Raw genomic sequence first — 23,873 nt, 5'->3', positions numbered from 1 at the left:
CGCGGTAACCACCGTAGTGGCCGGGCACCCCGGCAGCCCCTCCGGCACCACGGGCAAAACCATCCGGACCGGAGCGCAAGGGTCTCGGATCACCGGCGTACCGTCTGCAATCGTGAGCGCGGACACCCGTACCGAGGCCGGACTGCCGATCCGGATGTTGCATGATCGAGTGTTGGTTCGCCAGGACGGCGCCGAGGGCGAGAGGCGATCCATGTCCGGCATCGTCATCCCGGCGACCGCGTCCGTCGGTCGCCGGCTCTCCTGGGCCACCGCCGTGGGCATCGGGCCCAACGTGCGGTCGATAGTGGTCGGCGACCGGGTCCTGTTCGACCCGGAGGAGCGTTCCGAGGTGGAACTGCACGGCCGCGAATATGTTCTGCTGCGCGAGCGGGACGTGCACGCGGTGGCGGCGAGTCGCGTCGAGTCGGACGGCACCGGCCTCTACCTCTGAGGCCAGTTCCCCCAGGGGCCGTACGGCGGGGGCGGCGGCGGGTAGTAGGGATGGGCCGGGGCCAGCCGGACCGGGACCGGCACCACCGGGCTCTCCGGCGCGCTGACCGTGCGGGCCACGCCGTCCGGGAACAGCAGCTGGTAGTTGACGCCGTCCCAGAAGGCCTGCGGAGCCGTCGGGTCTTTCCCGTTGAACGCGACGCGGTGATTCTGCAGCTCGACGAGCAGGCGGTGTTCCTCGGCCGTGTCGACCTGCTGCTCGAACGGCCGCGCGCGCAGGCCACGCTGCATACCGTCGCGGAGCAGGGCCAGCTGGGTGGCGGCGAACTGGAAGTCCCGCATGGCCTTGGCGCCCACCGGGCCGGCCACCCGCTTGGCCCACTGCCGGGCCGAGTGCCGGCGGCCCAGGCTGCCCAGCGCCGCCACCTCGGGCGGCGAGAACCAGCCGGTGCGCACGTAGAGCGGCAGGACCCGCTCGGTCAGCCGGCCCTCCCAGGCGCGTAGCGCGATCGCGAAACCGACCACGGCGAAGAAGAACGGGACCATGAAGCCGAGATAGCCGTACAGCATGATCAGGGGTTGGGCGAAGGTCACCGAGAGCGTCGGCAGCAGGTTGAACGTGCCGTGCAGGATCATCGCGAGCAGCAGGCCGGCCAGCGGCGCGAGCCAGCGGACCCGGCGGTCGCCGGAGCGGGCGGCGATGCCCAGGCCGATGCCGGTCATCGAGGTGAACAGCGGGTGCGCGAAGCCGGTGAACAGGATGCGCACGATGAAGATCAGGAAGACGTTCTGCAGGCCGGTGGCCGGGCCGTATTCCTCGACACCCGACCGGTAGCCGTGCCCACCCAGGTAGAGCACGTTCTCCACCATGGCGAAGCCGAGCGCGGACATGCCGCAGTAGACGATGCCGTCGGTGATGCCGGACCACTCGCTGCGGCGGCGCCAGCTCAGCAGGACCGGGCCCAGGGCTTTCATCGACTCCTCGATGAACGGCGCCACCAGCACCGCGACCAGGGCGTCCGGCAGGCCCCATTTCTCGAACCAGATCGACGTGACGGTGTTGACCAGCAGCGCCACCGCGGTCGCGACCGCCGCGCCCCAGACAAAGCAGAAAGCCAGGTAGCGAACCGGCTCGGGTTCGTAGCGGTCGAGCCACAGGAAGCTGGCCACCAGCAGCGGGACCGGCAGGAAGGCGGCCACCAGGCCGATGATCAGGCCGGTGATGCCGATGTTGAAGCCCAGGTAGAACAGCATGCCGACCGCGGCCAGCGCGAGGCCACTGATCACCAGGGCCATCGGCAGCCAGCGACGCCAGCCGGTCTTGCGACCGACGGGGTCGGGCTGGAAGATGCCGACCGGTGCCACGGCGTAGGAGTCGGGCGGCCCGCCCGGCGAAACGTCGGCCATGACCGCCAGCGTAGTCACCCGGACGGGGATCAGGCGTGCCCCGGGGCGGGTGGACGTCGGCCGGGGCGCCGGTTGGCCCGTGGGCGGTTGTGCCAGCCGGCCGCGCGCCGGACCAGACGCGGCGCCTCGGCGAAGTCCACCCCGGCGGCCCGCAGCAGGTCGGTGGCGGTGCTGCGGATCTGGGCCACGACCACCCCACCGGAAAAGCCGACCCCTTCGTCGTACGCCTTGGCGGCCTCGGTGACCGCGCGCAGGGCCCGTTCCCGGGCGGCGATCGGCTCGGCGCCCTTGGCCCACTCGGCGCGCAGCAGATCGACGGCGTCGCCGAGCAGGCCCACCGCGGTGGCCAGCACCGCGGGCAGGTTTTCCTCGTCGCTGAGCGCGGTGCCGACCCGCCGGATCAGCACCCGGACGTTGCGCAGCGCGTAGGTGACCTCCTTGGCGCCGTCGACGTACTGGGCCAGGGCGCCGCGGGCCCGCCACCGGGCCGGCGCGAACGCCACGTTTTCGCTCGCCGCGGTCCCGGCCGCGGTGAACGCCGCGAAGGCGGTCTCGGCGGCACGCAGCCGGGCCAGCGCCAGCACGATCGCCTCCGGATCCCGATCGGCCAGGGCCGCGGCGACCTCGTGCAGGCCGTCGGCGAGCGCCCGCAGCGCCGGGTCGGCGGCTCGTTTCACGACGCTGAGCGGGTTGAGCGGCAGCAGCACGGTCATCACGACCAGCCCCACGCCGCCGCCCACCAGCGCGTCGAAGAAGCGCGTCCAGGGCAGGCCGGTGGTGCTGGTCAGGGTCGCGACCAGGACGGCCGAGGAGGCCGACTGCACGACCAGCGGGGTGCCGCCGCCGACCGCGGTGGCGACCAGGATGGCCAGCAGCACGACCAGGCCGATCTGCCACGGCCCGGTGCCGATCAGCAGGATCAGCGCGTCGCCGATGCCGATGCCGATCGCGACGCCGACCACCAGCTCGGCGGTGCGGCGGGCGCGCTGGCCGACCGAGGAGGCCAGGGTGATCACGGCGGCGATCGGGGCGAAGAACGGCACCGGGCGGCCGATCACGTCGTGCGCGACGAACCAGGCCAGCGCGGCGGCGACGCCGGCCTGCACGGCCAGCATCAGGCCGCCCCGCACCCGGTGCAGGCCGGCCGCGAGCCCGGTGCGGGACCGGGCGGCGAGCCTGGTCGCTGCGGACGTCATGGTCATTGACCCTACTAAGGTGGTCCGGTGACATCACTCGTGGACGAGTTCCGATCCGCGGCCCGTGCGGCCGGGGCGACCGCCGCCGACGCCGATCTGGACGCGGCCGGCGAATATTTGCTTTCCCGCTGGTCAGAGCCGCAACGGCACTACCACACCGTGGCGCATCTGTCCGCCGTACTGGATGTGGTTGAAGAATTTGAAGGTCTTGCCCCGCATCCGGAACGGGTGCGGCTGGCCGCCTGGATGCACGACGCGGTCTACGACCCGCGGGCCCTCGGCGACGCGAACGAGCGGGACAGCGCCGAGTTCGCGGCCGGGCTGCTGGCCACCCTCGGGGTTCCGGCCCAGGTGGGCGACGAGGTGGCCCGGCTGGTCGGGCTGACCGCGGGGCACGCCACCGGCGAGGACGACCGGGACGGCGAACTGCTCTGCGACGCCGATCTGGCCATTCTGGCCGGCGACGACGAGGCGTACGCGGCGTACACCGCGGCCATCCGGCAGGAGTACGCGCACGTGCCGGACGACGCGTTCAAGGACGGCCGGGCGCAGGTCCTCAAGGCGTTGCTGGAGTTACCGACGATCTATCGTCTCGAGCCGCTGCGCGCGCAGTGGGAAGAGCGGGCGCGGGCGAACCTTGAGCGGGAACTCGCGGGCTGAGATGTTTCGGGCGGCGCAGCCCTGCCGCCCGCAGCCGGAAGGCCAGCTCGCGGGACGGCAGCAGGGTCGCGCCGAGCCAGATCGCGCTGTGGAACCGCTGCTCCGGGATGTCGTAGTGGTCCCGGTCGAAGGCCCGCCGCGGCGCGCCAAGCATCTCCGCGAACGCGTGCAGCTCGGCGTAGGACAGGTCGCTGACCAGGTGCGACCACAGCCGCCCGCGGGTCGGCCAGAGCGGCTCGTCGACGAGGATCAAAGATCGACTTCTAAGAGGTCGACTCCCCGGTCGGCCGCGAACCCGCGGACGTCCGGCACGCCGATCCGGGCCGCGTCGGCGGTCAGGTCGTCGGGCATGGTCTGCGACTGCCGTTCGGCGGCCACCCGGGCCAGGTAGTGCTCGACCTCGCGCTCGCGGACCGCCTTGTCCCAGCCCAGCGCGTCGCCCATGATCGCGGCGGCGTGCACGGCCGTCTCGGAGCCGCGGTGCGGGGTCTCGATCGAGATGCGGGTGCGCCGGGTCAGCACGTCGTCGAGGTGTAGCGCGCCCTCGGCCAGCGCCGCGTAGGCCACCTCGGCGGCCAGGTATTCCGGCGCGCCGGTGAGCGGGGTGGCCAGGGTGGGGTCGGCCTCCATCATCGCGAGCAGGTGGACCGTCAACGTGCCGTACCGCTCCAGGAGGTGCTCGACCACCCCGGCGGTGACGCCGTGCCGCCTGGCCGTGTCCTGCCGGTCCCGCCAGGCTGCGGCGTAGCCGTCCGCGCCGAGCAGCGGCAGCTGATCGGTGCGCGACGGGCGGGCCGCCCCACCCAGCCGGCGCACCGCCCGGTCGATGACGTCGGCGGCCATCACCCGGTAGGTCGTGTATTTGCCGCCGGCCACCAGCATCAGCCCGAGCATCGGCTCGAAGACGGCGTGCTCGCGGGACAGCTTGGAGGTGGAGTCGGCCTCGCCGGACAGCAGCGGCCGCAGGCCGGCGTAGACACCCTCGATGTCGTCGGTGGTCAGCGGCCGGTCCAGCACGGTGTTGACCTGGTCGAGCAGGTAGCGGATGTCGCGCGCCGACGCGGCCGGGTGGGAGCGGTCGAGCTTCCAGTCGGTGTCGGTGGTGCCGATGATCCAGTGCCCGCCCCACGGGATGACGAAGAGCACCGAGGTGGGGGTGCGCAGGATCAGGCCGGCCTCGCCGGTGATCGCCGAGCGGGGCACCACCAGGTGCACCCCCTTGGAGGCGCGCACCCGCAGGCCGGGGCGGACGCCGACGTCGCTGAGCATGCGCGACATGTCGTCGCTCCACACGCCGGTGGCGGCCACCACCGTGCGGGCCCGCACCTCGAACTCCGGTGAGTCGGGCGACTCCAGGTCACGGACCCGGACGCCGACCACCTCGCGCGCCTCGCGCACGAAACCGACCACCCGGGCGCTGGTCACCACGGTCGCGCCCAGGCTCGCCGCGGTGCGCGCCAGGTTGACCACCAGGCGGGCGTCGTCGACCTGGCCGTCGAAGTAGCGGATCGCGCCGGTGATGGCGTCGGCCCGCAGGCTCGGGAACAGGTGTCGAGCGCCGTCGCGGGACAGGTGGCGGTGCAGCGGCATGCCCCGGCCGGTGCCGAAGACGCCGGCGAAGACGTCGTAGGCCGCCACGCCGAGGCCGTAGTAGGCGCGGTGCCAGACCCGGGCCGCCGGCTTCGCGGGCGGCAGCGGCACCAGGATCGGCACCGGGCGCACCAGGTGCGGCGCGAGCCGGGTGGAGAGCAGGCCGCGCTCGGTGAGTGCCTCGTGCACCAGGTGCAACTCGAGTTGCTCCAGGTAACGCAGGCCACCGTGGATCAGCTTGCTGGACCGGCTGGACGTGCCGGCGGCCAGGTCACGCGCCTCGACCAGGGCCACCTTGAGCCCACGGGAGGCGGCGTCGAGGGCGGCACCGGCACCGGTGACCCCGCCACCGACGACGAGCACGTCGAACTGTTCGTCGCGGAGACGCCTCAGGTCGGCGACCCGGCGGATCGGAGAGAGTCGGCCGGCGGCGTATCGAGAGACTGCGGGATCGCGCACCCGTCTTACGTTAGCTCTCGCGAGCGTCGGATAGGTTCGGCGGTTGTGGACCGCGAGTTCTGGATCTCCGAGCTGACCGACAACGACCTACCTGCTGTGATCGACCTGTGCCGGAACGCGCTGGATCTGCCCGAGGACGCCGCCGAGGCCGAGGAGATCGTCCATCGCCTGCGGGAGACCCCGCGCTGCACCGGCTTCCTGGCCGTCGCCCCCGGCGAGCGGGTGATCGGGGTGGTGCTCGGCTCGGTGTCGCATCGGGACGCCTCGATCGGGCACGTCGACCTGATCGCGGTCGATCCGGGCGAGCGGCGCTGCGGGGTCGGCCGGGCGCTGATGACCCGGATCGAGGGCGCGCTGGCCGGGCTGGGCGCCGGGGACGTGGTGCTGGCCGGCAACGCGCCCCACTACGCCTGGCCGGGCATCGACGTGCGCTACACGCCGGCCGTCTGCGCGGCCATGGCGCTCGGCTTCGCCCAGGACCAACCGGCCTGGAACATGACCGCCGACCTGCGCCATCTCCGGCCGACCGCGGCCGCGGAGAAGCGCCTGGCCGACGAGGGCGTGACGATCCGCCGGGCCGAGCCGGCCGACTCGGCCGAGCTGGCCGAGTTCGCGCTGGCCAACTGGGGTTCCGGCTGGGCCGGCGAGATCGTCGACTCGATCGGGCGGGACCGGGCCGGGTGCCACATCGCGGTGGAGAACGACGGCACGCTGCTGGGCTTCGCGGCGTACGGGTCGTCCCGGCCCAGCTGGTTCGGCCCGATGGGCACCACGGCGGCGGCCCGGGGCCGTGGGATCGGCTCGATCCTGCTCCGCCGCTGCCTGGCCGACCAGCGCGACAGCGGGCTCGACTCGGCTCAGATCGGCTGGGTGGGCCCGGTCCCGTTCTACTCGTCGGCGGTCGGCGCCCGGGTCGAGCGAGTGTTTTTCCTTTATCGCAAACAACTCTGACAAACCCTCCCTAACCTCAAAGGGTGCGTCGAGCGGCTGCGGCCCTGGCGGTAGCCGTCGCGCTCCTGCTGGCGGCAACGACATTTGCCACCCAACCGGCTGTGGCGGCCATCACCACGCCGTTCACCTCGCGCTTCGAAACCAACGCGAACGGCTCGATCCTGCTGCGCGGCAACAGCAACATGACCTGCACGCTCAGCGTGGCCTGCGCGGCCGCCCAGAACGGGTCCGGCAGCTCGCTGAACAACAACAACTTCGCGATGGTCTACACCGACGCGGACGGCAGCCTGGCCACCTTCAACGACAGCACCGCGACGATCACCATGCCGGCCGGCAGCACCGTGCTCTTCGCCGGCCTGTACTGGGGTGCCGACTCGACCCTCGCGCTCACCCCGGGCAGCCGCAATCAGGTCAAGTTCCGGACGCCCGCCGCGACCTGGGCCACGGTCACCGCCTCCACCGTGCACGCGCTGCCGGCCAGCGGCGTGTACCAGGGCTTCGCCGACGTGACCGGGCTGGTCGCCGGGGCCGGCAACGGGGTGTACGGCGTGGCGAACATCCAGGCCACCCTGGCCACCGGCCAGTACGCCGGGTGGGGGCTGGCCATCGCGTACACGAATCCGGCCGAAGACATGCGCAGCCTGCGGATCTACGACGGCTTCGGGTCGATCTCCTCGGGCAGCGTGAACATCCCGATCAGCGGCTTCGAGACCCCGCACTCCGGCACCGTGCACGCCAAGGTCGGCGCGATCGCCTACGAGGGCGACCTCGGGAATGTCGGCGACAGCCTGCAGGTCGACGGGCAGGCACTGCACGACGCGAACAACCTCAATCCCGCCAACAACTTCTTCAACAGCACGGTCAGCGACTCCGGCATGGCGGTGACCACCCGCGACCCGCCCTACCCCAACCTGCTCGGCGTCGACATCGACCAGGTCGACGCGACCGGCATGTTCACCAACGGCCAGCTGTCGACCACGCTGACGCTGACCACGGTCGGCGACACGTACTACCCGGGCGTGGTCACGTTCAGCATCGACCTGTACGCCCCGAAGATCACCACCACCGTGACCGGCACCGACCTGGACGGCGGCGACCTGCTGCCGGGCGACGTCCTGGAGTACCGGATCGCGGTACGCAACGACGGCAGCGACACCGCCGACAACCTGCTGCTGTCCGACGCGGTGCCACCGCACACCACTTACGTGCCCGGCTCGCTCACCGTGCAGGGCGCCCCGGTCACCGATGCGAACGGCGACGACGACGGCTGGTTCACCGGGGGAACCGCCAATTGGAATCTGGGGAGCATCCCCTACCTGGCCACGAAGTACGTCACTTTCCGGGTGACCGTGGACGTGTCCACCCCGGCCGGTTACGCGATCACCAACCTGGTGAACGTCGCCTACTCCGGCCACACCACAAGCGTCAGCGTCGCGGCCCTGGGCGGATCGGTGGCCACCCCGGTGCTGCAGCCGCACGTCGACCGGTCCGCCGCCCTGACCCTGAGCCCGTCGTTCGTGCAGCGCGCGGCCACCCCGACCACAGCCACCTACACCGCGACGGTCAGCAACGCCCCCGGCAGCGACCTCGAACCGGCCGCCCGAGCCCTGCTCACCCTGCCCACCGGCGTCACCCCGGGCACCCTGACCGGCGGCTGCACCGCAGCCGGCGCGGTGGTGACCTGCCCGCTCGGCCCGCTGGCCGGCGGCACCTCGGCGAGCGTGCCGATCCCGGTGATCGTGGACAGCACCGCCGCCGACAGCGCGGTCGCCTCGCTGGTGGCCGCCGGCAGCGGCGCCGACCCCACTGCCGGCAACGACACCGCGATCGTGGCCCTCGCGGTCAACTCGCCGCCGGTCGCCGTCGCGGACACCGGCGCCACCACCAACGGCAGCCAGGTGACCGTCCCGGTGCTGGCCAACGACTCCGACCCGGACGACGCGACCGGCACCCTGACCGTCTCGATCGTCAGTGGGCCGGCGCACGGCGCGGCCGTGGTCAACGCCGACATGACCGTGACCTACACGCCGGCCGGCGGCTGGGCCGGGGCCGACCCGTTCGTCTACCGGGTGACCGACCCGCACGGCGGGACGGACACCGCCACCGCCACGGTGACCACCGCGAACGCGGCCCCGACGGCCAACGACGACATGATCAACACGCCGTCGAACACGCCGGTCACGATCACCGTGCTGGACAACGACTCGGACCCGAACCCGCCCGACACCCTCACCGTGGTCGCGGTGACCCAGCCGCCGGCCGCAGCCGGCACGGTCACCTTCACCCCGACCACGGTCACCTTCACGCCGACGTCGAGCTACGCCGGGACGGCCCTGTTCGGCTACACCGTCGACGACGGGCACGGCGCCACCGCGAGCGCGGACGTGCACGTCGACGTGGAGAACGCGGACCCGACGGCGGCCGACGACACGCTGTCCGCGCCGGCCGGAGCCAGCGGGACGTCGCTGCCGGTGCTGGCCAACGACACCGACCCCAACGGCAACAACACCCTCACCGTCACCGCGGCCGGGCCGGCCGCGCACGGCACCGTCACGCCCGCGGCGGACGGGCTGAGCGTCCTCTACACGGCGGTGCCGGCCGGCTTCTCCGGGACCGATACCTTCACTTACACGATCGACGACGGCAGTGGTGGCACCGACACCGCGACCGTCACGGTCACCGTGGCGAACACACCGCCGACCGCCGCGGACTTCCCGGTGAACACGCCCTACCGCACCGCGGTAACGCTCGATCCGGTGCACTGGGCGACCGACCCGAACCCGGACACCATCCAGGTCACCGGCGTGACCGACCCGGCACACGGGGTGGTGACCCTGGAGACCACCGGGAAGATCACCTATCTGCCGGACGTCGCGTACTCCGGGACCGACACGTTCACCTACACGATCGACGACGGCAGCGGCGGCACCGACACCGGAACCGTCACGGTCACCGTGGCCAACGGTGTCCCGGTGGCCCGCCCCGACGCCGCGACCGCCGCCGGCGGCCATCCGGTGGTGATCGCCGTGCTCGCCAACGACGACGAGCCGAGCGACCACGCCATGACGTTCGCGGTCGACGCGCCGCCGTCGAACGGGAGCTACTCGATCGGCCCGGATCGGCGGATCACCTACACACCTGCGGCCGGCTTCGCCGGCACCGACAGCTTCCACTACCTGCTCGACGGCGTGAGCGGCGCAACGGTCACGATCACCATGGTCAACACCGCGCCGACCGCCCGGCCCGACTCGGTCAGCACCGACACGAACACCGCCGTGGTCATCCCGGCGCTGGCCAACGACGACGACCCGAACGGCGACCTGGTCACGCTGGACGTGGTCGGCACCGGCGGGCACGGCACGGTCACCGACAACGGCGACCGCACCTTCACCTACACCCCGGCGACCGGGTTCTTCGGCACCGACGCGTTCCTCTACTCGATCCGCGACCCGCTGGGACTCACCGACTCGGCCATCGTCACGGTCACCGTGCGCAACGCGCCGCCGGTCGCGGTCGACGACGCCTTCCGGGTCCGGCCGAACGTGTCCACCCGGCTCGACCTGCTCGCCAACGACACCGACCCGAACACCGGTCAGCACCTGCGGATCGCCTCGGTCGGCACGGTCGCCAAGGGCACGCTGACGCTCGCCACCGACGGCACGGTCACCTATCGGGCCACGGTCGGCCAGATCGGGCCGGACGGCTTCAGCTACCTGCTCATCGACGACCGGGGCAGCACCGACAGCGGCGATGTCACGATCACCATCGACGGCGGGCCCACCGCCGTCGACGACACCGCCACCACGCCGTACGCGACCCCGGTCGACATCCCGGTCCTGGCCAACGACTCCGACCCCGAGGCGCGGCCGCTCCGGATCACCGCGGTCAGCGCCGGCATCCGGATCAACCCGGACGGAACGGTCCGCTACACCCCGCCGACCGGCTACTCCGGCGTCGCCTACTTCGGCTACACCATCAGCGACCCGATCGGGAACACCGCGTCCGCGCAGGTCAGCGTGGTGGTCGCGAACGCCGCGCCGCGGGCCCGGCCGGATCAGGGGGCCGGGCTCGCCGACCGGCCGGTGACGGTGGACGTGCTCGCCAACGACGACGACCCGAACCTCGGGCAGACGCTGACCATCGACGCCGTCGGCACGCCCGCGAACGGCACGGCCGGCGTCGTGGCGGGCCAGGTCCGGTTCGTCCCGAAAACCGGATGGATCGGGCAGGATGTCTTCTCCTACCGGATCAACGACGGCCACGGCGGGACGGCCACCTCGACGATCACGGTCACGATCAGCGACGGCTCGCCGGTGGCCGTGGCCGACCGGGCCGACACGCCGTACCGCAAGCCGGTCACCGTCGACGTGCTCGGCAACGACTTCGACCCGGCCGGCAGCCTGGCCCTCAGCTCGGTCACCCAGCCGGCCAGCGGCACGGCCTCGATCGCCGGGGACAACGTCACCTACACGCCGCCGGAAGGCTTCGGCGGGGTCGCCTCGTTCGCCTACACCGCTGCCGACGACGCCGGTCACCGCACCAGCGCCGCGGTCACCGTGACGGTCGGCGCGCCGCCCACGGTGCCGGACAAGTCCGCGGTGGCCAAGCCGGGCGGTTCGGTCAGCGTTCCGCTGCCGCAGACCGACGAGGGCGGCCGGTCGGTCATCGTCCGCTGGGTCGGCAAACCCCCGCACGGTACGGCGGTGCTCAACCCGGACGGCACCGTCACCTACACGCCCGACCCGGGCTTCGTCGGCGTGGACACCTTCACCTACGAGGTGGTCGACGCGGACGGCAACGTGGCCACCGCCTCGGTCATCGTGACCGTCACCGACCCACCCGTCGCCAACCAGCCACCGGTCGCGGCGGCCGACACGGTCACCATGGCAGCCGGGGAGAGCGTGGAGCTACGGCCCACGATCAACGACCGGGACCCGGACGGCGACCCGGTCACCATCGTCAAGCTGGGCAAGCCCACCGGCGGCACGGTCGCGGCCGGTCCGGGCGACACCGTGCTCTACCACGCCGCCGGAGCCGGCCGGGCCCGGTTCTCGTACACCATCGCCGACGGGCGCGGCGGGCTCGCCACCGCGACGGTGACCGTCAACGTCCGGACGCTGGACACCCTGCCGATCACCGGCAGCGACGCGCTCGTCCTGGCGCGGGCCGGTTTGATCGCGGTTGCGACCGGCGGGTTTATCTACTGGGCCGGGTTGCCACGACCGAAGGGGGCGCAACAGGTCGACAACTAGCCCCCGACGAGGACGACAATGCCCTTCGCCATCCTGCGCAGCAAGCCGCGCCGCTCGCTGATTCTGTTCATGGTTCTCGTGGTCGCCATGGCCGGGACCATGGTGCTGCTCGGCCGGCAGGCGGAGGCGGCGATCACCGACCCGTTCACCAGCCGGTTCCAGGCCAACACCAACGGCGCGATCCTGCTGCGGGGCAACGCCAACCTGGTCTGCTCGACAAGTGACTCGGGCTGCACCACCGCGCTGAACGGCACGGCGACCGGGGACGCGCTGGACAACAACGCGTACGTGATGGGCGACAACGACCCGGACAACGACTCGGCGACGTTCAACGAGAGCGCGGCGACCGTCACGCTGCCGGCCGGCAGCACGGTGCTCTTCGCCGGTCTCTACTGGAGTGCCGACCCGACCAAGGGCACCGGTGGCGCCGTGGCACGCACCGCGGCCGACAAGAACAAGGTCCTCTTCCGGACCCCGGCCGGGCCGGCCACTTGGAACAACGTCACCGCGGACAAGGTCTTCACCAATACCGGGGTGAACGCCTACCAGGGCTTCAAGGACGTCACGCCGCTCGTCTCGGGCGCCGGCAGCGGCGTCTACAGCGTCGCGAACATCCAGGCCGGCACCGGCAAGGACCGCTACGCCGGCTGGTCGCTGGTGATCGCGTACCAGAACTCCGCCCTGCCGATGCACAGCCTGCGGGTGTACGACGGCTTCGGCGTGGTCAAGGACGGCGACACCAAGGTCGACATCGCCGTCTCCGGCTTCCAGACCCCGCACACCGGCACCGTGGGCGCCACCGTCGGCACCGTCGTCTACGAGGGCGACCGCGGCAAGACCGGCGACTCGCTGCAGATCGGCACCGCGTCGAAGGCGCTCACCGCGATGTCCGACGCCCAGAACCAGGCCGACAACTTCTTCAACAGCACCGAGAGCGAGGACGGCGCGGCCGTCGGCAGTCGTACCCCCAACAACAGCAACCTGATGGGCGTCGACATCGACCGGTTCAACGCGGCCGGCAAGCTCGGCAACGACGAGACCACCGCCACCCTGCGGCTGACCACTGGCGGCGAGACCTTCTACCCCGGCGTGGTCACCTTCACCACCGACCTGTACGCCCCGAACGTCATCGTCACCCCGACCGGTGTCGACCTCAACGGCGGCGACCTGCTGCCCGGCGACACCATCGAGTACCGCGTCGTGGTGCGCAACGACGGCACCGACACCGCCAACGGGGTCACCCTCCGGGACGTCATCCCGACCGGGACGTCGTACATCGGCGGCTCGCTGACGGTGGCCGGCGCCTCGGTGACCGACGCGGCCGACAGCGACGCCGGCAAGATCACCGGCGGCACCACCAACTTCACCGTGGGCACGCTCGCCCCCGGGGCCAGCAAGCAGGTCACCTTCCGGGTCCGGGTGGACACCGGGGCCACGCCCGGCAGCACGATCGTCGACACCGCCAACGCCGACTACACCGCGGCGTTCACCGGCGGCGCCGCCACCAGCACCGGAACCTCGTCGATGACCGTGCAGCGGCCGAAGGCCAACCTGGCCGCCGCGCTGACCGTCACGCCCACCGTCGTGCAGCGCGCCACCTCGCCGAACACGGTCACCTATACCGCGACCGTCCAGAACAACGGCACCGACCTGGAGCCGGCCCCGCAGCTGCAGCTCACCCTGCCGGCCGGGGTCACCCCGGGCACCCTGCCGACCGGCTGCACCGCCGCCGGTCAGGTCGTCAGCTGCACCCGCCCGGCCCTGGCCGCGAACACCAGCGACAGCGTGCAGATCCCGGCCAGTGCGGCCGGCACCGCCGCCGCGCACCCGATCGCCTCGCTGCAGGTGAGCGGCACCGGCCTGGACCCGGACTCGTCCGACAACACCGCCACCGCCACCCTGGCGGTCAACTCGGCCCCGGTGGCTACCAACGACACCGTCGCCACGCCGACCCCGAACGCCGCCCCGGTCACCATCAACGTGCTGGCCAACGACAGCGACGCGGACGACGCCAACTCCACCCTGGTCGTGCAGATCGACCAGGCCCCGGCGCACGGCCGGGTCGTGGTCAACGCGGACAGCACCGTCACCTACACCCCGCGGTCCAGCTGGGCCGGCACCGAGACCTTCACCTACAAGCTGCTCGACGGGCACGGCGGCAGCTCGACCGCGACCGTCACGGTGACCACCGCGAACGCCCCGCCGGTCGCGGTCACCGACAACTACAGCACCACCGCCAACGGCGGCCCGATCACGTTCTCGCCGGCGCTCAACGACACCGACATCAACGGCCAGACGCTGAGCATGGTCTCGGTCGACCAGCCGAACTCGGGTGAGGGCACCACCTCGCTCACCGGCAACGTGGTCACCTACACCCCGAACCCGGCCTTCCACGGGACCGCGACCTTCCACTACGTCGTCTCCGACGGCGCCGGCGGCCAGGACATCGGGACGATCAACGTCACCCTGCCGAACGGCGTGCTGGTGGCGGCGGACGACTCCGCCACCGTCGCCTACCTCGGCACGGTGCCGATCGACGTGCTTGCGAATGACACCGGCAGCCCGCTTTCGGTCAGCTCTGTCACCACATCGGCCCAGGGCGTCACTCCGGTGTTCCAGAACGGCAAGATCGATTACCAGGCGCCGGCCGGCTTCTCCGGCACCGACACCTTCACCTACCAGCTCTACGACGGCAACACCCACGCGACCGGGACGGTCACCGTGACCGTCGGCAACGCCCGCCCGGTCGCCGGCGCGGTGACGGTGTCGACCGGCACCAACACCGCCAAGCAGATCAACGTGCTGGCCCAGGCGAGCGACGCGAACGCCGGCGACACACTGACCGTCACCGGCGTCACCACTCCCGCGCACGGGAGCGTGGAACGCAACTCGGACGGCACGCTCACCTACACCCCGAACACCGGTTACTCCGGCGCGGACACCTTCACCTACACGGTCAGTGACGGGCACCCCGGCGGTAGCGCGAGCAACACGGTCACCCTGACCGTCACCAACGCGGCGCCGGTCGCCGGGGCCGACGCGGTCACCGTGCCGGCCGACCAGGCCTCCACCGTGGCGGTGCTGGCCAACGACACCGACGCGAACACCGCCGACACGCTGACCGTCACGATCGACCAGCAGCCGACGCACGGCACCGCCACGGTCAACCCGGACGGCACCGTGAAGTACACCCCGGTCGCCGGCTTCACCGGCACCGACACCTTCCACTACCTGGTCGGTGACGGCCACGGCGGCCAGGACGGCGCGTCCGTCACGCTCAGCGTGGTCAACTCGGCGCCGACCGCCCAGCCCGACTCGGACGCCACCGACACCAACACCGCGGTGACTCTGAACGTGCTGGCCAACGACACCGACCCGAACAACGACGTCCTGACCGTCACCGCGGTCACCACGCCGGGCAACGGCAAGGCCGTCATCGGCACCAACAACACCGTCACCTACACCCCGAACACCGGCTTCTGCGGCACCGACACCTTCACCTACACCGCCTCGGACCCGTCCGGCACGACCTCCACCGCCGTCGTCACAATCACCGTCCGCAACGCGGCGCCGATCGCGGTCAACGACAGCTTCGTGGCCCGGCCGGGCGTCCTGACCACCCTGGACGTGCTGGCCAACGACACCGACCCGAACACCAGCCAGGGCCGCAGCGTCGCCTCGGTGCTCGCCGCGTCGCGTGGCACGGTCACCCTGAACTCGGACGGCACGGTCACCTACCGGACGACCGCGACCAGCGGCACCGACACCTTCGACTACGTGCTCACCGACGACCTGGGCCTGACCGACACGGCCACGGTCACCATCACGATCGACGCCGCGCCGATCGCGGCGGCCGACACCGTGCCGGCCGCCTACGGCACCGCGGTGACCATCCCGGTGCTGGCCAACGACAGCGACCCCGAGTCGGAGGCGCTGACCCTGGTGTCGGCGACGACCCCGGGCCACGGCACCGCCGCGATCGTCAACGACAAGATCCGGTATACCCCGGCGGCCGACTTCTTCGGCACCGACACCTTCAGCTACACGATCAAGGACACGGCCGGTAACACCGCCACCGCGACGGTCACCGTCAACGTGGCGCCGCCGGCCGCCGACACTGCGGTCGCGGTGCTGTCCGGCCACTCGGTCGACGTCTCGGTGGTGACCGACAGCCGGCTGACCATCAGCCACGTCGGCACGCCGTCGCACGGCACCGCCACGGTGGTGGACGGCAAGATCCGGTACACCCCGGCGACCGGCTTCACCGGCACCGACACGTTCACCTACGCGGTCTCCGACGGGAACGGCAACACCGCCACCGCGACCGTGACGGTCACCGTCACCGACGGCACGCCGGCCGCGCTGCCGGACTCCGCGACCACGCCGTACGAGAAGGCGGTCACCATCGGAGTCCTCGACAACGACCTGGACCCGAACGGCGGGCTCGCGATCACCTCGGTGACCACGCCCGGCCACGGCACCGCGACCTTCAGCGGCGGCAACGTCGTCTACACCCCGGCGACCGGTTACTCCGGCACCGACACCTTCGACTACACCGCGACCGACGCCGACGGCCGCACGGTCACCGCCACCGTGACGGTCACCGTGGGCACCCCGCCGGTGGTACCGGACAAGACCGCGACCGCCAAGCCCGGCACCGCGGTGCGGATCACGCTGCCGACCGTGGACAAGAACGGCACCCCGGTGACGGTCACCGCGGTGGGCAAGGCGAAGCACGGCACGGTCAAGCTGAACACCGACGGCACGGTCACCTACACCCCGGCCAAGGGCTTCGCGGGCGTCGACACCTTCACCTACCGGGCGGTCGACGCGGACGGCAACGTCGCGTCGGCATCCATCGCGGTCACCGTGACCGGCACGAACAAGGCGCCGGTGGCCAAGAACGACAAGGTCTCGGTGGCGGCCGGCGGCTCGGTCACGATCAAGCCGAAGGCCAACGACTCGGACCCGGACAACGACAAGATCACCATCACCAAAATCGGCAAGCCCAAGCACGGTACGGCGGTGCTGAACGCCAACGGCACGATCACCTACGCGCCCACCGACGGCTACTCCGGCAAGGACACGGTCAGCTACACGATCAGCGACGGCAACGGCCACACCGCCACTGCCACCGTGACGATCACCGTGGCCGCGGCGAGCAGCGGCGACACCGACGGCGGGAACCTGGCCCTGACCGGCGGGAACCTGATCCCGGTCGCGGTGACCGGCCTGCTGGCGCTGATGCTCGGTGGGGCGATGGTCCTCTTCGGCGGCCAGCTCGTGCCGGCCCCCGGCCGGCACCGGCCCGGGCGGCACCGGGGCTGAGCCACCGCGGTGGAGACGCAGTAAGGGCGGGTCGCCGAAGCGACCCGCCCTTACCGGTTGTTACGACTGGACTCAGAAGTCCATGTCACCGCCGCCCGGGGCGCCGGCCGGAGCCGGGTTCTTCTCGGGCTTGTCGGCCACGACGGCCTCGGTGGTGAGGAACAGCGCAGCGATCGACGCGGCGTTCTGCAGCGCCGAGCGGGTGACCTTGGCCGGGTCGATGATGCCCGCGGCCAGCAGGTCGACGTACTCGCCGGTCGCGGCGTTGAGGCCGTGACCCGGCTCGAGGTTGCGCACCTTCTCGACCACGACGCCACCCTCGAGGCCGGCGTTCACGGCGATCTGACGCAGCGGGGCGTCAAGCGCGAGCTTCACGATCTGCGCGCCGGTCGCCTCGTCGCCGACCAGGTCCAGCTTCTCGAACGCGGTCTTGCCGGCCTGAACCAGCGCGACGCCACCACCGGGGACGATGCCCTCCTCGACGGCCGCCTTCGCGTTGCGAACGGCGTCCTCGATGCGGTGCTTGCGCTCCTTGAGCTCGACCTCGGTGGCCGCGCCGACCTTGATGACCGCAACGCCGCCGGCCAGCTTGGCCAGGCGCTCCTGCAGCTTCTCGCGGTCGTAGTCGGAGTCCGACTTCTCGATCTCGGCGCGGATCTGGTTGACCCGGCCCTGGATCTGCTCGGCGTCACCGCCACCGTCGACGACCGTGGTCTCGTCCTTGGTGATGACGATCTTGCGGGCCGAGCCGAGCAGGCTCAGGTCAGCGTTGTCGAGCTTGAGGCCGACCTCTTCGCTGATGACGGCGCCACCGGTCAGGATGGCGATGTCCTCCAGCATGGCCTTGCGGCGGTCACCGAAGCCCGGGGCCTTGACGGCGACGGACTTGAAGGTGCCACGGACCTTGTTGACCACCAGGGTCGCCAGGGCCTCGCCCTCGACGTCCTCAGCGATGATGACCAGCGGCTTGCCGCCCTGCATGACCTTCTCGAGGACGGGCAGGAGGTCCTTGACCGCGGAGATCTTGCTGTTGGCGATCAGGATGTAGGGGTCGTCGAAGACGGCCTCCATACGCTCGGCGTCGGTCATGAAGTACGCCGAGATGTAGCCCTTGTCGAAGCGCATGCCCTCGGTGAGCTCGAGCTCGAGACCGAAGGTGTTGCTCTCCTCGACGGTGATGACGCCTTCCTTGCCGACCTTGTCCATGGCCTCGGCGATGATCTCGCCGACCGTGGAGTCACCGGCGGAGATGGAGGCGGTGGAGGCGATCTGCTCCTTGGTCTCCACGTCCTTGGCGAGCTGCTGCAGCGCCTCGGAGACGCTCGCGACGGCCGCCTCGATGCCCCGCTTCAGGGCCATCGGGTTGGCGCCGGCGGCAACGTTCCGGAGGCCCTCACGGACCAGAGCCTGGGCGAGGACGGTCGCCGTCGTCGTGCCGTCGCCGGCCACGTCGTCGGTCTTCTTGGCGACCTCCTTGACCAGCTCGGCGCCGATCTTCTCGAAGGTGCCCTCGAGCTCGATCTCCTTGGCGATGGATACACCATCGTTGGTGATCGTGGGAGCGCCCCACTTCTTCTCGAGCACGACGTTGCGGCCCCTGGGGCCGAGCGTCACCTTGACGGCGTCGGCGAGCTGGTTCATACCACTCTCGAGGCCGCGACGAGCTTCCTCGTCGAATGCGATGATCTTGGCCATTCGGCTGTGTCCTCCTGGACATTCGCGGTGCCGGGCCGCGAGGCCCCGCATAACCCGCACGTTGCGGAGATCTGCGGACGTCACCACCTGGCGATGTGACGTCCTCAGGTCGAGCCGGATAAGCCCGCGACGACCGGCCCCGTGCCGCGGCGTCGATGGCGACGCCGTGACCGAGACCCCACCGTCCCGACCTGCTGGCACTCACCTGTCAGGAGTGCCAAGCACCTGTTTAGCACTCCCACGGGTCGAGTGCAAGAAAACGCCACCTTGCGCGCACCCGTCAGAAGGTCAGTCCGGCTCCGGCGCGGACAGCGCGGCGTAGAGAGACTTGCTGGTCACCGGGCCCTCCGCCCGGCGGCCCTGGCAGTAGGTCACCAGCGCGGCCATCGCCCAGAGCAGAACAGTGGGCACCGACACCGCGGTCGAGGCGAGGCCACCCCAGGCGGCCTCGGCGAGCCGGGGCAGCACGGTGAGCGCGAGCGAGGCGGCCACCAGCCCGCTCAGCGGCATCATCGAGGCCAGGTGGGCGGCTCGGCGTCGGCCGTTGCCCCGCTCGAGCAGCACCACGCAGCCGAGCAGCCCGGTGAAGGTGAGCACCGCGGTGGAGAGCACGGTCAGGCCGACGGCCAGCGGCGCGGCCACCGCCGGGCCGAGCCGGTCGGTGGTGAGCACCAGCGGCAGCGCCTGGGTGATCACGCCGAAGGCGGCGAACCACAGCCAGAGGGCCCGCAGCCGGTAGGCCACCAGGCGCCACACCGCGGCGGGCCGGGGCGGGGCGCCGAGGGTGGCCCGATAGACCGTCACGGCGACGGTGCCGGCCAGGCCGATCACCAGGGGCAGGGCGGAGACCGTGAAGTAGGCCAGCCACATCAGCGGGAGCAGCAGCAGGGCGAAGCCGCCGAGCAGGTCGGACAGAGCGGGCGCGGCCACCACCGTGTCGTCCACCCGGCCGACGAAGAAGTGCGTCGGGATCGCCGCCAGCAGGCCGACCGGCAACAGCGGCACCCCGCAGCGCAGTAACACGCCACTGAACCGCTCGACCCAGCCGCGCAGCCCGGAGCCGGACGACGGGACCAGCGGATCTTCCGCCTCGACCGCCTCGGCCGGCAGGCCGGGGCGCGGCAACTCGACCGTCCGCGACTCCGGGTCGAACGGGTCGGCCCGCTCGACCACCACGTCACCGACGAGGTGCAGCGCGTCGTTGCGGTCCATCGACACACTTTGCCTCGGCGAGGTAAGGATCCGCCACTCAGGTCGGCTTCCCGGCAACAAAGTTGCCCAGGTGCCCCCGGCAGGGTAGGCAGGACCACGTGGAGAGCTGGCGGGTGCACCGGGTGACGGCCGACGACGCGGCGCGCATGCGGGCGCTGCGCCTGGAGATGCTCGCCGACACCCCGCTCGCGTTCCTGGAGACCATCGCGGCCGCCGCGGCCCGCCCGCACGAGGCCTACCGGCAACGCATCGCGCATGCCGCGCGCGGCTCTCAGCTGGCCCAGTTCGTGGCCGACCCGGGCGGCCGGTCCCGGCTGGTCGGGCACGCCGGCGGCACGGTCCTGCCGGAGGACCCGGACGAGACGGTCATCTTCGCGGTCTACGTGACCCCGGCCAGCCGGGGAGGAAAGGTGCTCGCCGAGCTGGTCGAGGCGGTCGCCGCGTGGTCGCGCGACTGCGGGCGGGAGCGGCTGATGCTCGAGGTGGTGACCGGCAACGACCGGGCCGTCCGGGCCTACGAGAAGCTCGGGTTCGAGGACACCGGCGAGCGGGTGCCGCACCCGGTCCACCCGGTCCTCACCGAGCTGCGCATGCGCCGGCGGATCTGATGGGGCCCCGGGCGCGCACCCTGCTCACCGCGGTCAACGGCACCACCGTGGTGGGGCTGGTGGTCGCCCTGGCGGGCGGGGCCAAGATCCGGCGCGGCCGGGACGGCGTGCTGATCGGCGAGAACTATCGCCGCCGGGTGCCGCCCGCGACCTGCTTCACGGTCGGCTCGGTGATCATGTGCCGGCGCAGCGCCGAGTGGCTGCTCGCCGAGGAACGGTCCGCTCTGTTCGGCCACGAGTGCCATCACCGCGGTCAGTACGCGGTGCTCGGCCCGCTGTTCTGGCCGGCTTACTGGGCCGCCTGCGGCTGGTCGTACACCGCCACCGGCTCGTGGGGCACCCGGAACTTCTTCGAGAAGCGGGCCGGCCTGCACGCCGGCGGCTACCCGACCGACCTGCCGCTCCGGCCGTGGGTGCAGAAGGTCAGAGGTCGCGCTGCCAGTGGACCACCGACTCCACCACCCGGAAGCCCATCTGCCGATTGATCCGCAGCATGTGCTCGTTCGACGCGGCGTTGAACGTGTCGATCACCCGCAGGCCGGGCTGGTACGTGCGGGCGTGCGCCAGGTTGGCCAGCTTCACCAGCAGCCCGAGCCGGTGGCCGCGATGGTCCGGGGCGACCAGGGTGGCGTTCTGCCAGGCGTGCTCGCCGCCCGCGATCGCACAGTTCAGCGTGGTCCAGGCGACCAGCCGGTCGCCGTGCAGGGCTCCGGTGTGGAAGGTGATCCGGCCACGTGCCGTCCGGCTCTGTTCGGTGGCCCGCACCCGGTCGGCGTCGACCTTCTCCGGCTCCCAGTCCAGGTCACCGGTCGGCGCCTCGGCCAAGAAGCTCGAATCGAGGGCTGCGACGTCCTCGATGACCTCCTCGGGCGGCACCCCGCTCCACTGGATCAGGTGGTAACCGGCGGCTCGCTCCCACGCGGCGGTCAGCATTTCGTCGTACCGGAGGTGGACCGCGCCCAGGTCGAGCCGGCTGCGCAGTTCCTCGAGCGCGGCGTCGGCCCCGACCGAGGCCGCGAAGGCCACACTCGCCGGGCTCTGGATCGACTCGAACAGCATGCGCAGCCGGCCGGCAGCCCGGGTGCGCTCGGCGGCCACCCGGTAGAGCGCGCGGCCCACACCGCGGCGCCGGGCGGATGGCGTCACCAGCAGGTCGACGTGCACGTTGCCGAGGTTGTCGGCCTGTGGGTACATCAGCTCGAGGTAACCGGCCGGCTCGCCGTCGAGGCGGGCCAGGAAGTATTCGGTGGTGTGTTCGGCCGGCGGCGTCGCCAGCCGGGCCGCGAACACCTCGCGGGTGTGGACCGGGGCGTCCGGCCGGTCGTGCTCGGTGCAGGCCCGGTCGATTGGATAGGCGTCGTCGGGCGACGCGAGCGGACCGGTAGAGACGGACATGGCCGCCACCCTGCCGGGCGGCGGCCACAAACGCGAATGATTTTGGTCGGGAGGACGAACGCACAGCGCCTCCGGCGCTGGGTCGTTGGGCACCTCGAGAGATTGTCGCCAAGCTCGTAAAGGTGAGGGGCCGCGTACGGCGTCGGCCCTCCCGCAGAGAGCATCCTGCCGACACTGAGATCGGTGCGCAAGTCCTCTGCGGATGGAATCTTCAACTTAAGGCAGAGGACTGGTTACCGACGGTTATCCCAGCAGGCCGGCCTCGCGGGCCCCGCGCAGCGACGGCTTGATCCGGTGAGTGGGTCCGACCAGCTCGGCCACCGCGTCCAGCGTCTTGAGACCCTCGCCGGTGTTGTAGACGACGGTTTCCTTCTCCGGGTCGAGCTTGCCGCTGGCGACCAGCTTCTTGAGCACGGCCACGGTGGTGCCGCCGGCCGTCTCGGCGAAGATGCCGGTGGTCTCGGCGAGCAGCCGGATGCCGTCCCGGATCTCGTCGTCGTCGGCGAAGTCCATCCAGCCACCGGTGCGGCGGACCGCCTCGATCGCGTACGCCCCGGCGGCCGGGTCGCCGATGTTCAGCGACTTGGCGATGCCGGTCGGCTTGACCGGGATGATCTCGTCGGTGCCCTTCTGCAGCGCCGTCGCGATCGGGTTGCAGCCGGCCGACTGGGCGCCGAACACGGCCCAGCCGCCCTCGGGCGCGGTGGCCAGGCCGATCTCGACCAGCTCGGAGAACGCCTTGTCCACCTTGGTGAGCAGCTCGCCGGAGGCCATCGGGATGACCACCTGGGCCGGGATGCGCCAGCCGAGCTGCTCGGCGACCTCGTAGCCGAGCGTCTTGGAGCCCTCGGCGTAGAACGGGCGCACGTTCACGTTGACGAACGCGGTGTCCTCGAACTCGTCGGTCTCGACCAGTTCGCCGCAGAGCCGGTTCACGTCGTCGTAGGAGCCCTCGATGGCGACCAGCTCACCGCCGTACACCGCGGTGGTGATGATTTTGCCTTGTTCTAGGTCGGACGGGATGAAGACGATGCTGGGGGCGCCGACCCGGGCCGCGTGGGCGGCCACCGAGTTGGCCAGGTTGCCGGTCGAGGCGCAGGCGAAGCGGGTGAAGCCGAGGCCGCGGGCGGCGGTGAGAGCCACCGAGACGACCCGGTCCTTGAACGAGTGGGTCGGGTTGGCCGAGTCGTCCTTGACGTAGAGCGGGGCGCGCAGGCCGACCGCGGCGGCCAGGGCCGGCGCCTCGACCAGCGGGGTCAGGCCGGGGTCGAGGGTGACCCGGGTGGTCGGGTCCTGCCCGGCCGGAAGCAGACCGGCGTAGCGCCAGATGTTGTTCGGGCCGGCCTCGATCTGCTCACGGGTTACCCGCGCGAGGGCGTCCTGGTCGTAGGCCACCTCGAGCGGGCCGAAACACTCGTAACACGCATGCTGCGCGACCAGCGGATATTCGGCGCCACAGGCACGGCAGACGAGGCCGCGGGCGGGCGAAGTGGTAGCACTGGGTGAACTGACGGCAGACGTCATCGAGGCCTTCCCTCTCATCTTTCCCCTCGGCAACCTGCCGACGAGGACGGAATTAGCACCTGCCGCGCGCGGCCTCTTCTTCGAGACGAATGCGGTGGTTGCCGGGGCTTCACAGGGCCGTTCCCTCTGCCCCTCTGGATGAGGTA

General features: G+C 71.5%; 15 protein-coding genes and 1 riboswitch. Of the genes, 7 read left to right on the top strand and 8 right to left on the bottom strand.

What is annotated here, in order from left to right; translation table 11 throughout:
• Positions 1-154: 154 nt before the first annotated feature.
• Entirely contained in the window at positions 155-451 is a 297-nt protein-coding gene (locus Ate02nite_RS34275; RefSeq protein ID WP_203812051.1) for a GroES family chaperonin, read from the top strand.
• On the opposite strand, the gene Ate02nite_RS34270 is transcribed toward Ate02nite_RS34275, so the two are convergent.
• Positions 442-1,857, bottom strand: a complete 1,416-nt coding sequence (locus Ate02nite_RS34270) for a PrsW family intramembrane metalloprotease (protein ID WP_203812036.1) — start codon at positions 1,855-1,857, stop codon at positions 442-444. The genes Ate02nite_RS34275 and Ate02nite_RS34270 overlap by 10 nt on opposite strands.
• Positions 1,858-1,886: 29 nt before the next feature.
• Entirely contained in the window at positions 1,887-3,053 is a 1,167-nt protein-coding gene (locus Ate02nite_RS34265; RefSeq protein ID WP_203812035.1) for an FUSC family protein, read from the bottom strand.
• A 27-nt stretch (positions 3,054-3,080) separates the two neighbouring features.
• On the opposite strand from Ate02nite_RS34265, the gene Ate02nite_RS34260 reads away from it, so the two are divergent.
• Positions 3,081-3,713 (top strand): HD domain-containing protein, encoded by a 633-nt coding sequence (locus Ate02nite_RS34260; RefSeq protein WP_203812034.1) that lies wholly within the window; start codon positions 3,081-3,083, stop codon positions 3,711-3,713.
• Here the strand turns inward: Ate02nite_RS34260 and Ate02nite_RS34255 are convergent.
• Positions 3,610-3,966 carry a DUF4031 domain-containing protein gene (locus Ate02nite_RS34255; protein WP_239147924.1) on the bottom strand — a complete coding sequence of 119 codons (357 nt, stop codon included), beginning with the start codon at positions 3,964-3,966 and terminating at the stop codon, positions 3,610-3,612. The genes Ate02nite_RS34260 and Ate02nite_RS34255 overlap by 104 nt on opposite strands.
• On the bottom strand, positions 3,963-5,762 hold the full coding sequence (locus Ate02nite_RS34250) for a glycerol-3-phosphate dehydrogenase/oxidase (protein ID WP_203812033.1): 1,800 nt from the start codon (positions 5,760-5,762) through the stop codon (positions 3,963-3,965). The genes Ate02nite_RS34255 and Ate02nite_RS34250 overlap by 4 nt, the downstream gene beginning before the upstream one ends.
• A gap of 45 nt (positions 5,763-5,807) precedes the next feature.
• Between Ate02nite_RS34250 and Ate02nite_RS34245 the strand changes: the two genes are divergently transcribed.
• From Ate02nite_RS34245 to Ate02nite_RS34235, 3 genes are read left to right on the top strand one after another with little or no spacing between them, the layout of a single operon-like run.
• Entirely contained in the window at positions 5,808-6,713 is a 906-nt protein-coding gene (locus Ate02nite_RS34245) for a GNAT family N-acetyltransferase (RefSeq protein ID WP_203812032.1), read from the top strand.
• 23 nt (positions 6,714-6,736) lie between these two features.
• Entirely contained in the window at positions 6,737-11,965 is a 5,229-nt protein-coding gene (locus tag Ate02nite_RS34240) for an Ig-like domain-containing protein (protein WP_203812031.1), read from the top strand.
• Positions 11,966-11,983: 18 nt separating this feature from the next.
• The gene (locus tag Ate02nite_RS34235) at positions 11,984-17,293 is read left to right on the top strand and encodes a beta strand repeat-containing protein (protein ID WP_203812030.1); all 5,310 of its coding nucleotides are present in this window, start codon (positions 11,984-11,986) and stop codon (positions 17,291-17,293) included.
• A gap of 72 nt (positions 17,294-17,365) precedes the next feature.
• On the opposite strand, the gene groL is transcribed toward Ate02nite_RS34235, so the two are convergent.
• Entirely contained in the window at positions 17,366-18,988 is a 1,623-nt protein-coding gene (groL, locus tag Ate02nite_RS34230; protein ID WP_203812029.1) for a chaperonin GroEL, read from the bottom strand.
• A 288-nt stretch (positions 18,989-19,276) separates the two neighbouring features.
• Entirely contained in the window at positions 19,277-20,200 is a 924-nt protein-coding gene (locus Ate02nite_RS34225) for a hypothetical protein (protein WP_203812028.1), read from the bottom strand.
• A 146-nt stretch (positions 20,201-20,346) separates the two neighbouring features.
• Here Ate02nite_RS34225 and Ate02nite_RS34220 point away from each other — a divergent pair, with 146 nt between their 5' ends.
• Entirely contained in the window at positions 20,347-20,808 is a 462-nt protein-coding gene (locus Ate02nite_RS34220) for a GNAT family N-acetyltransferase (protein WP_203812050.1), read from the top strand.
• On the top strand, positions 20,808-21,293 hold the full coding sequence (locus tag Ate02nite_RS34215; protein WP_203812027.1) for a hypothetical protein: 486 nt from the start codon (positions 20,808-20,810) through the stop codon (positions 21,291-21,293). Before Ate02nite_RS34220 ends, Ate02nite_RS34215 begins: the two co-directional genes overlap by 1 nt.
• Here Ate02nite_RS34215 and Ate02nite_RS34210 read toward each other — a convergent pair.
• Positions 21,232-22,203, bottom strand: a complete 972-nt coding sequence (locus tag Ate02nite_RS34210; protein WP_203812026.1) for a GNAT family N-acetyltransferase — start codon at positions 22,201-22,203, stop codon at positions 21,232-21,234. The genes Ate02nite_RS34215 and Ate02nite_RS34210 overlap by 62 nt on opposite strands.
• A 243-nt stretch (positions 22,204-22,446) precedes the next feature.
• A complete protein-coding gene (thrC, locus tag Ate02nite_RS34205; protein ID WP_203812025.1) occupies positions 22,447-23,727 on the bottom strand; it encodes a threonine synthase in 1,281 nt (426 codons plus the stop codon).
• Between the two features lie 11 nt (positions 23,728-23,738).
• A riboswitch (SAM riboswitch) is annotated at positions 23,739-23,872 on the bottom strand.
• Position 23,873: the final 1 nt, after the last annotated feature.

It is taken from the genome of Paractinoplanes tereljensis, from assembly GCF_016862435.1.
Classification (GTDB): Bacteria; Actinomycetota; Actinomycetes; order Mycobacteriales; family Micromonosporaceae; genus Actinoplanes; species Actinoplanes tereljensis.
The sequence above is the reverse complement of the archived record's forward strand: the minus strand, read 5'-3'. Positions and strand labels throughout refer to the sequence as shown.

Coding starts and splice junctions, on each gene's coding strand:
- Ate02nite_RS34220 (WP_203812050.1), top strand. CDS start 20,347: ATGCGGGCGCTGCGCCTGGAGATGCTCGCCGACACCCCGCTCGCGTTC.
- Ate02nite_RS34210 (WP_203812026.1), bottom strand. CDS start 22,203: ATGTCCGTCTCTACCGGTCCGCTCGCGTCGCCCGACGACGCCTATCCA.
- Ate02nite_RS34270 (WP_203812036.1), bottom strand. CDS start 1,857: ATGGCCGACGTTTCGCCGGGCGGGCCGCCCGACTCCTACGCCGTGGCA.
- thrC (WP_203812025.1), bottom strand. CDS start 23,727: ATGACGTCTGCCGTCAGTTCACCCAGTGCTACCACTTCGCCCGCCCGC.
- Ate02nite_RS34265 (WP_203812035.1), bottom strand. CDS start 3,053: ATGACGTCCGCAGCGACCAGGCTCGCCGCCCGGTCCCGCACCGGGCTC.
- Ate02nite_RS34225 (WP_203812028.1), bottom strand. CDS start 20,200: ATGGACCGCAACGACGCGCTGCACCTCGTCGGTGACGTGGTGGTCGAG.
- Ate02nite_RS34215 (WP_203812027.1), top strand. CDS start 20,808: ATGGGGCCCCGGGCGCGCACCCTGCTCACCGCGGTCAACGGCACCACC.
- groL (WP_203812029.1), bottom strand. CDS start 18,988: ATGGCCAAGATCATCGCATTCGACGAGGAAGCTCGTCGCGGCCTCGAG.
- Ate02nite_RS34275 (WP_203812051.1), top strand. CDS start 155: ATGTTGCATGATCGAGTGTTGGTTCGCCAGGACGGCGCCGAGGGCGAG.
- Ate02nite_RS34235 (WP_203812030.1), top strand. CDS start 11,984: ATGCCCTTCGCCATCCTGCGCAGCAAGCCGCGCCGCTCGCTGATTCTG.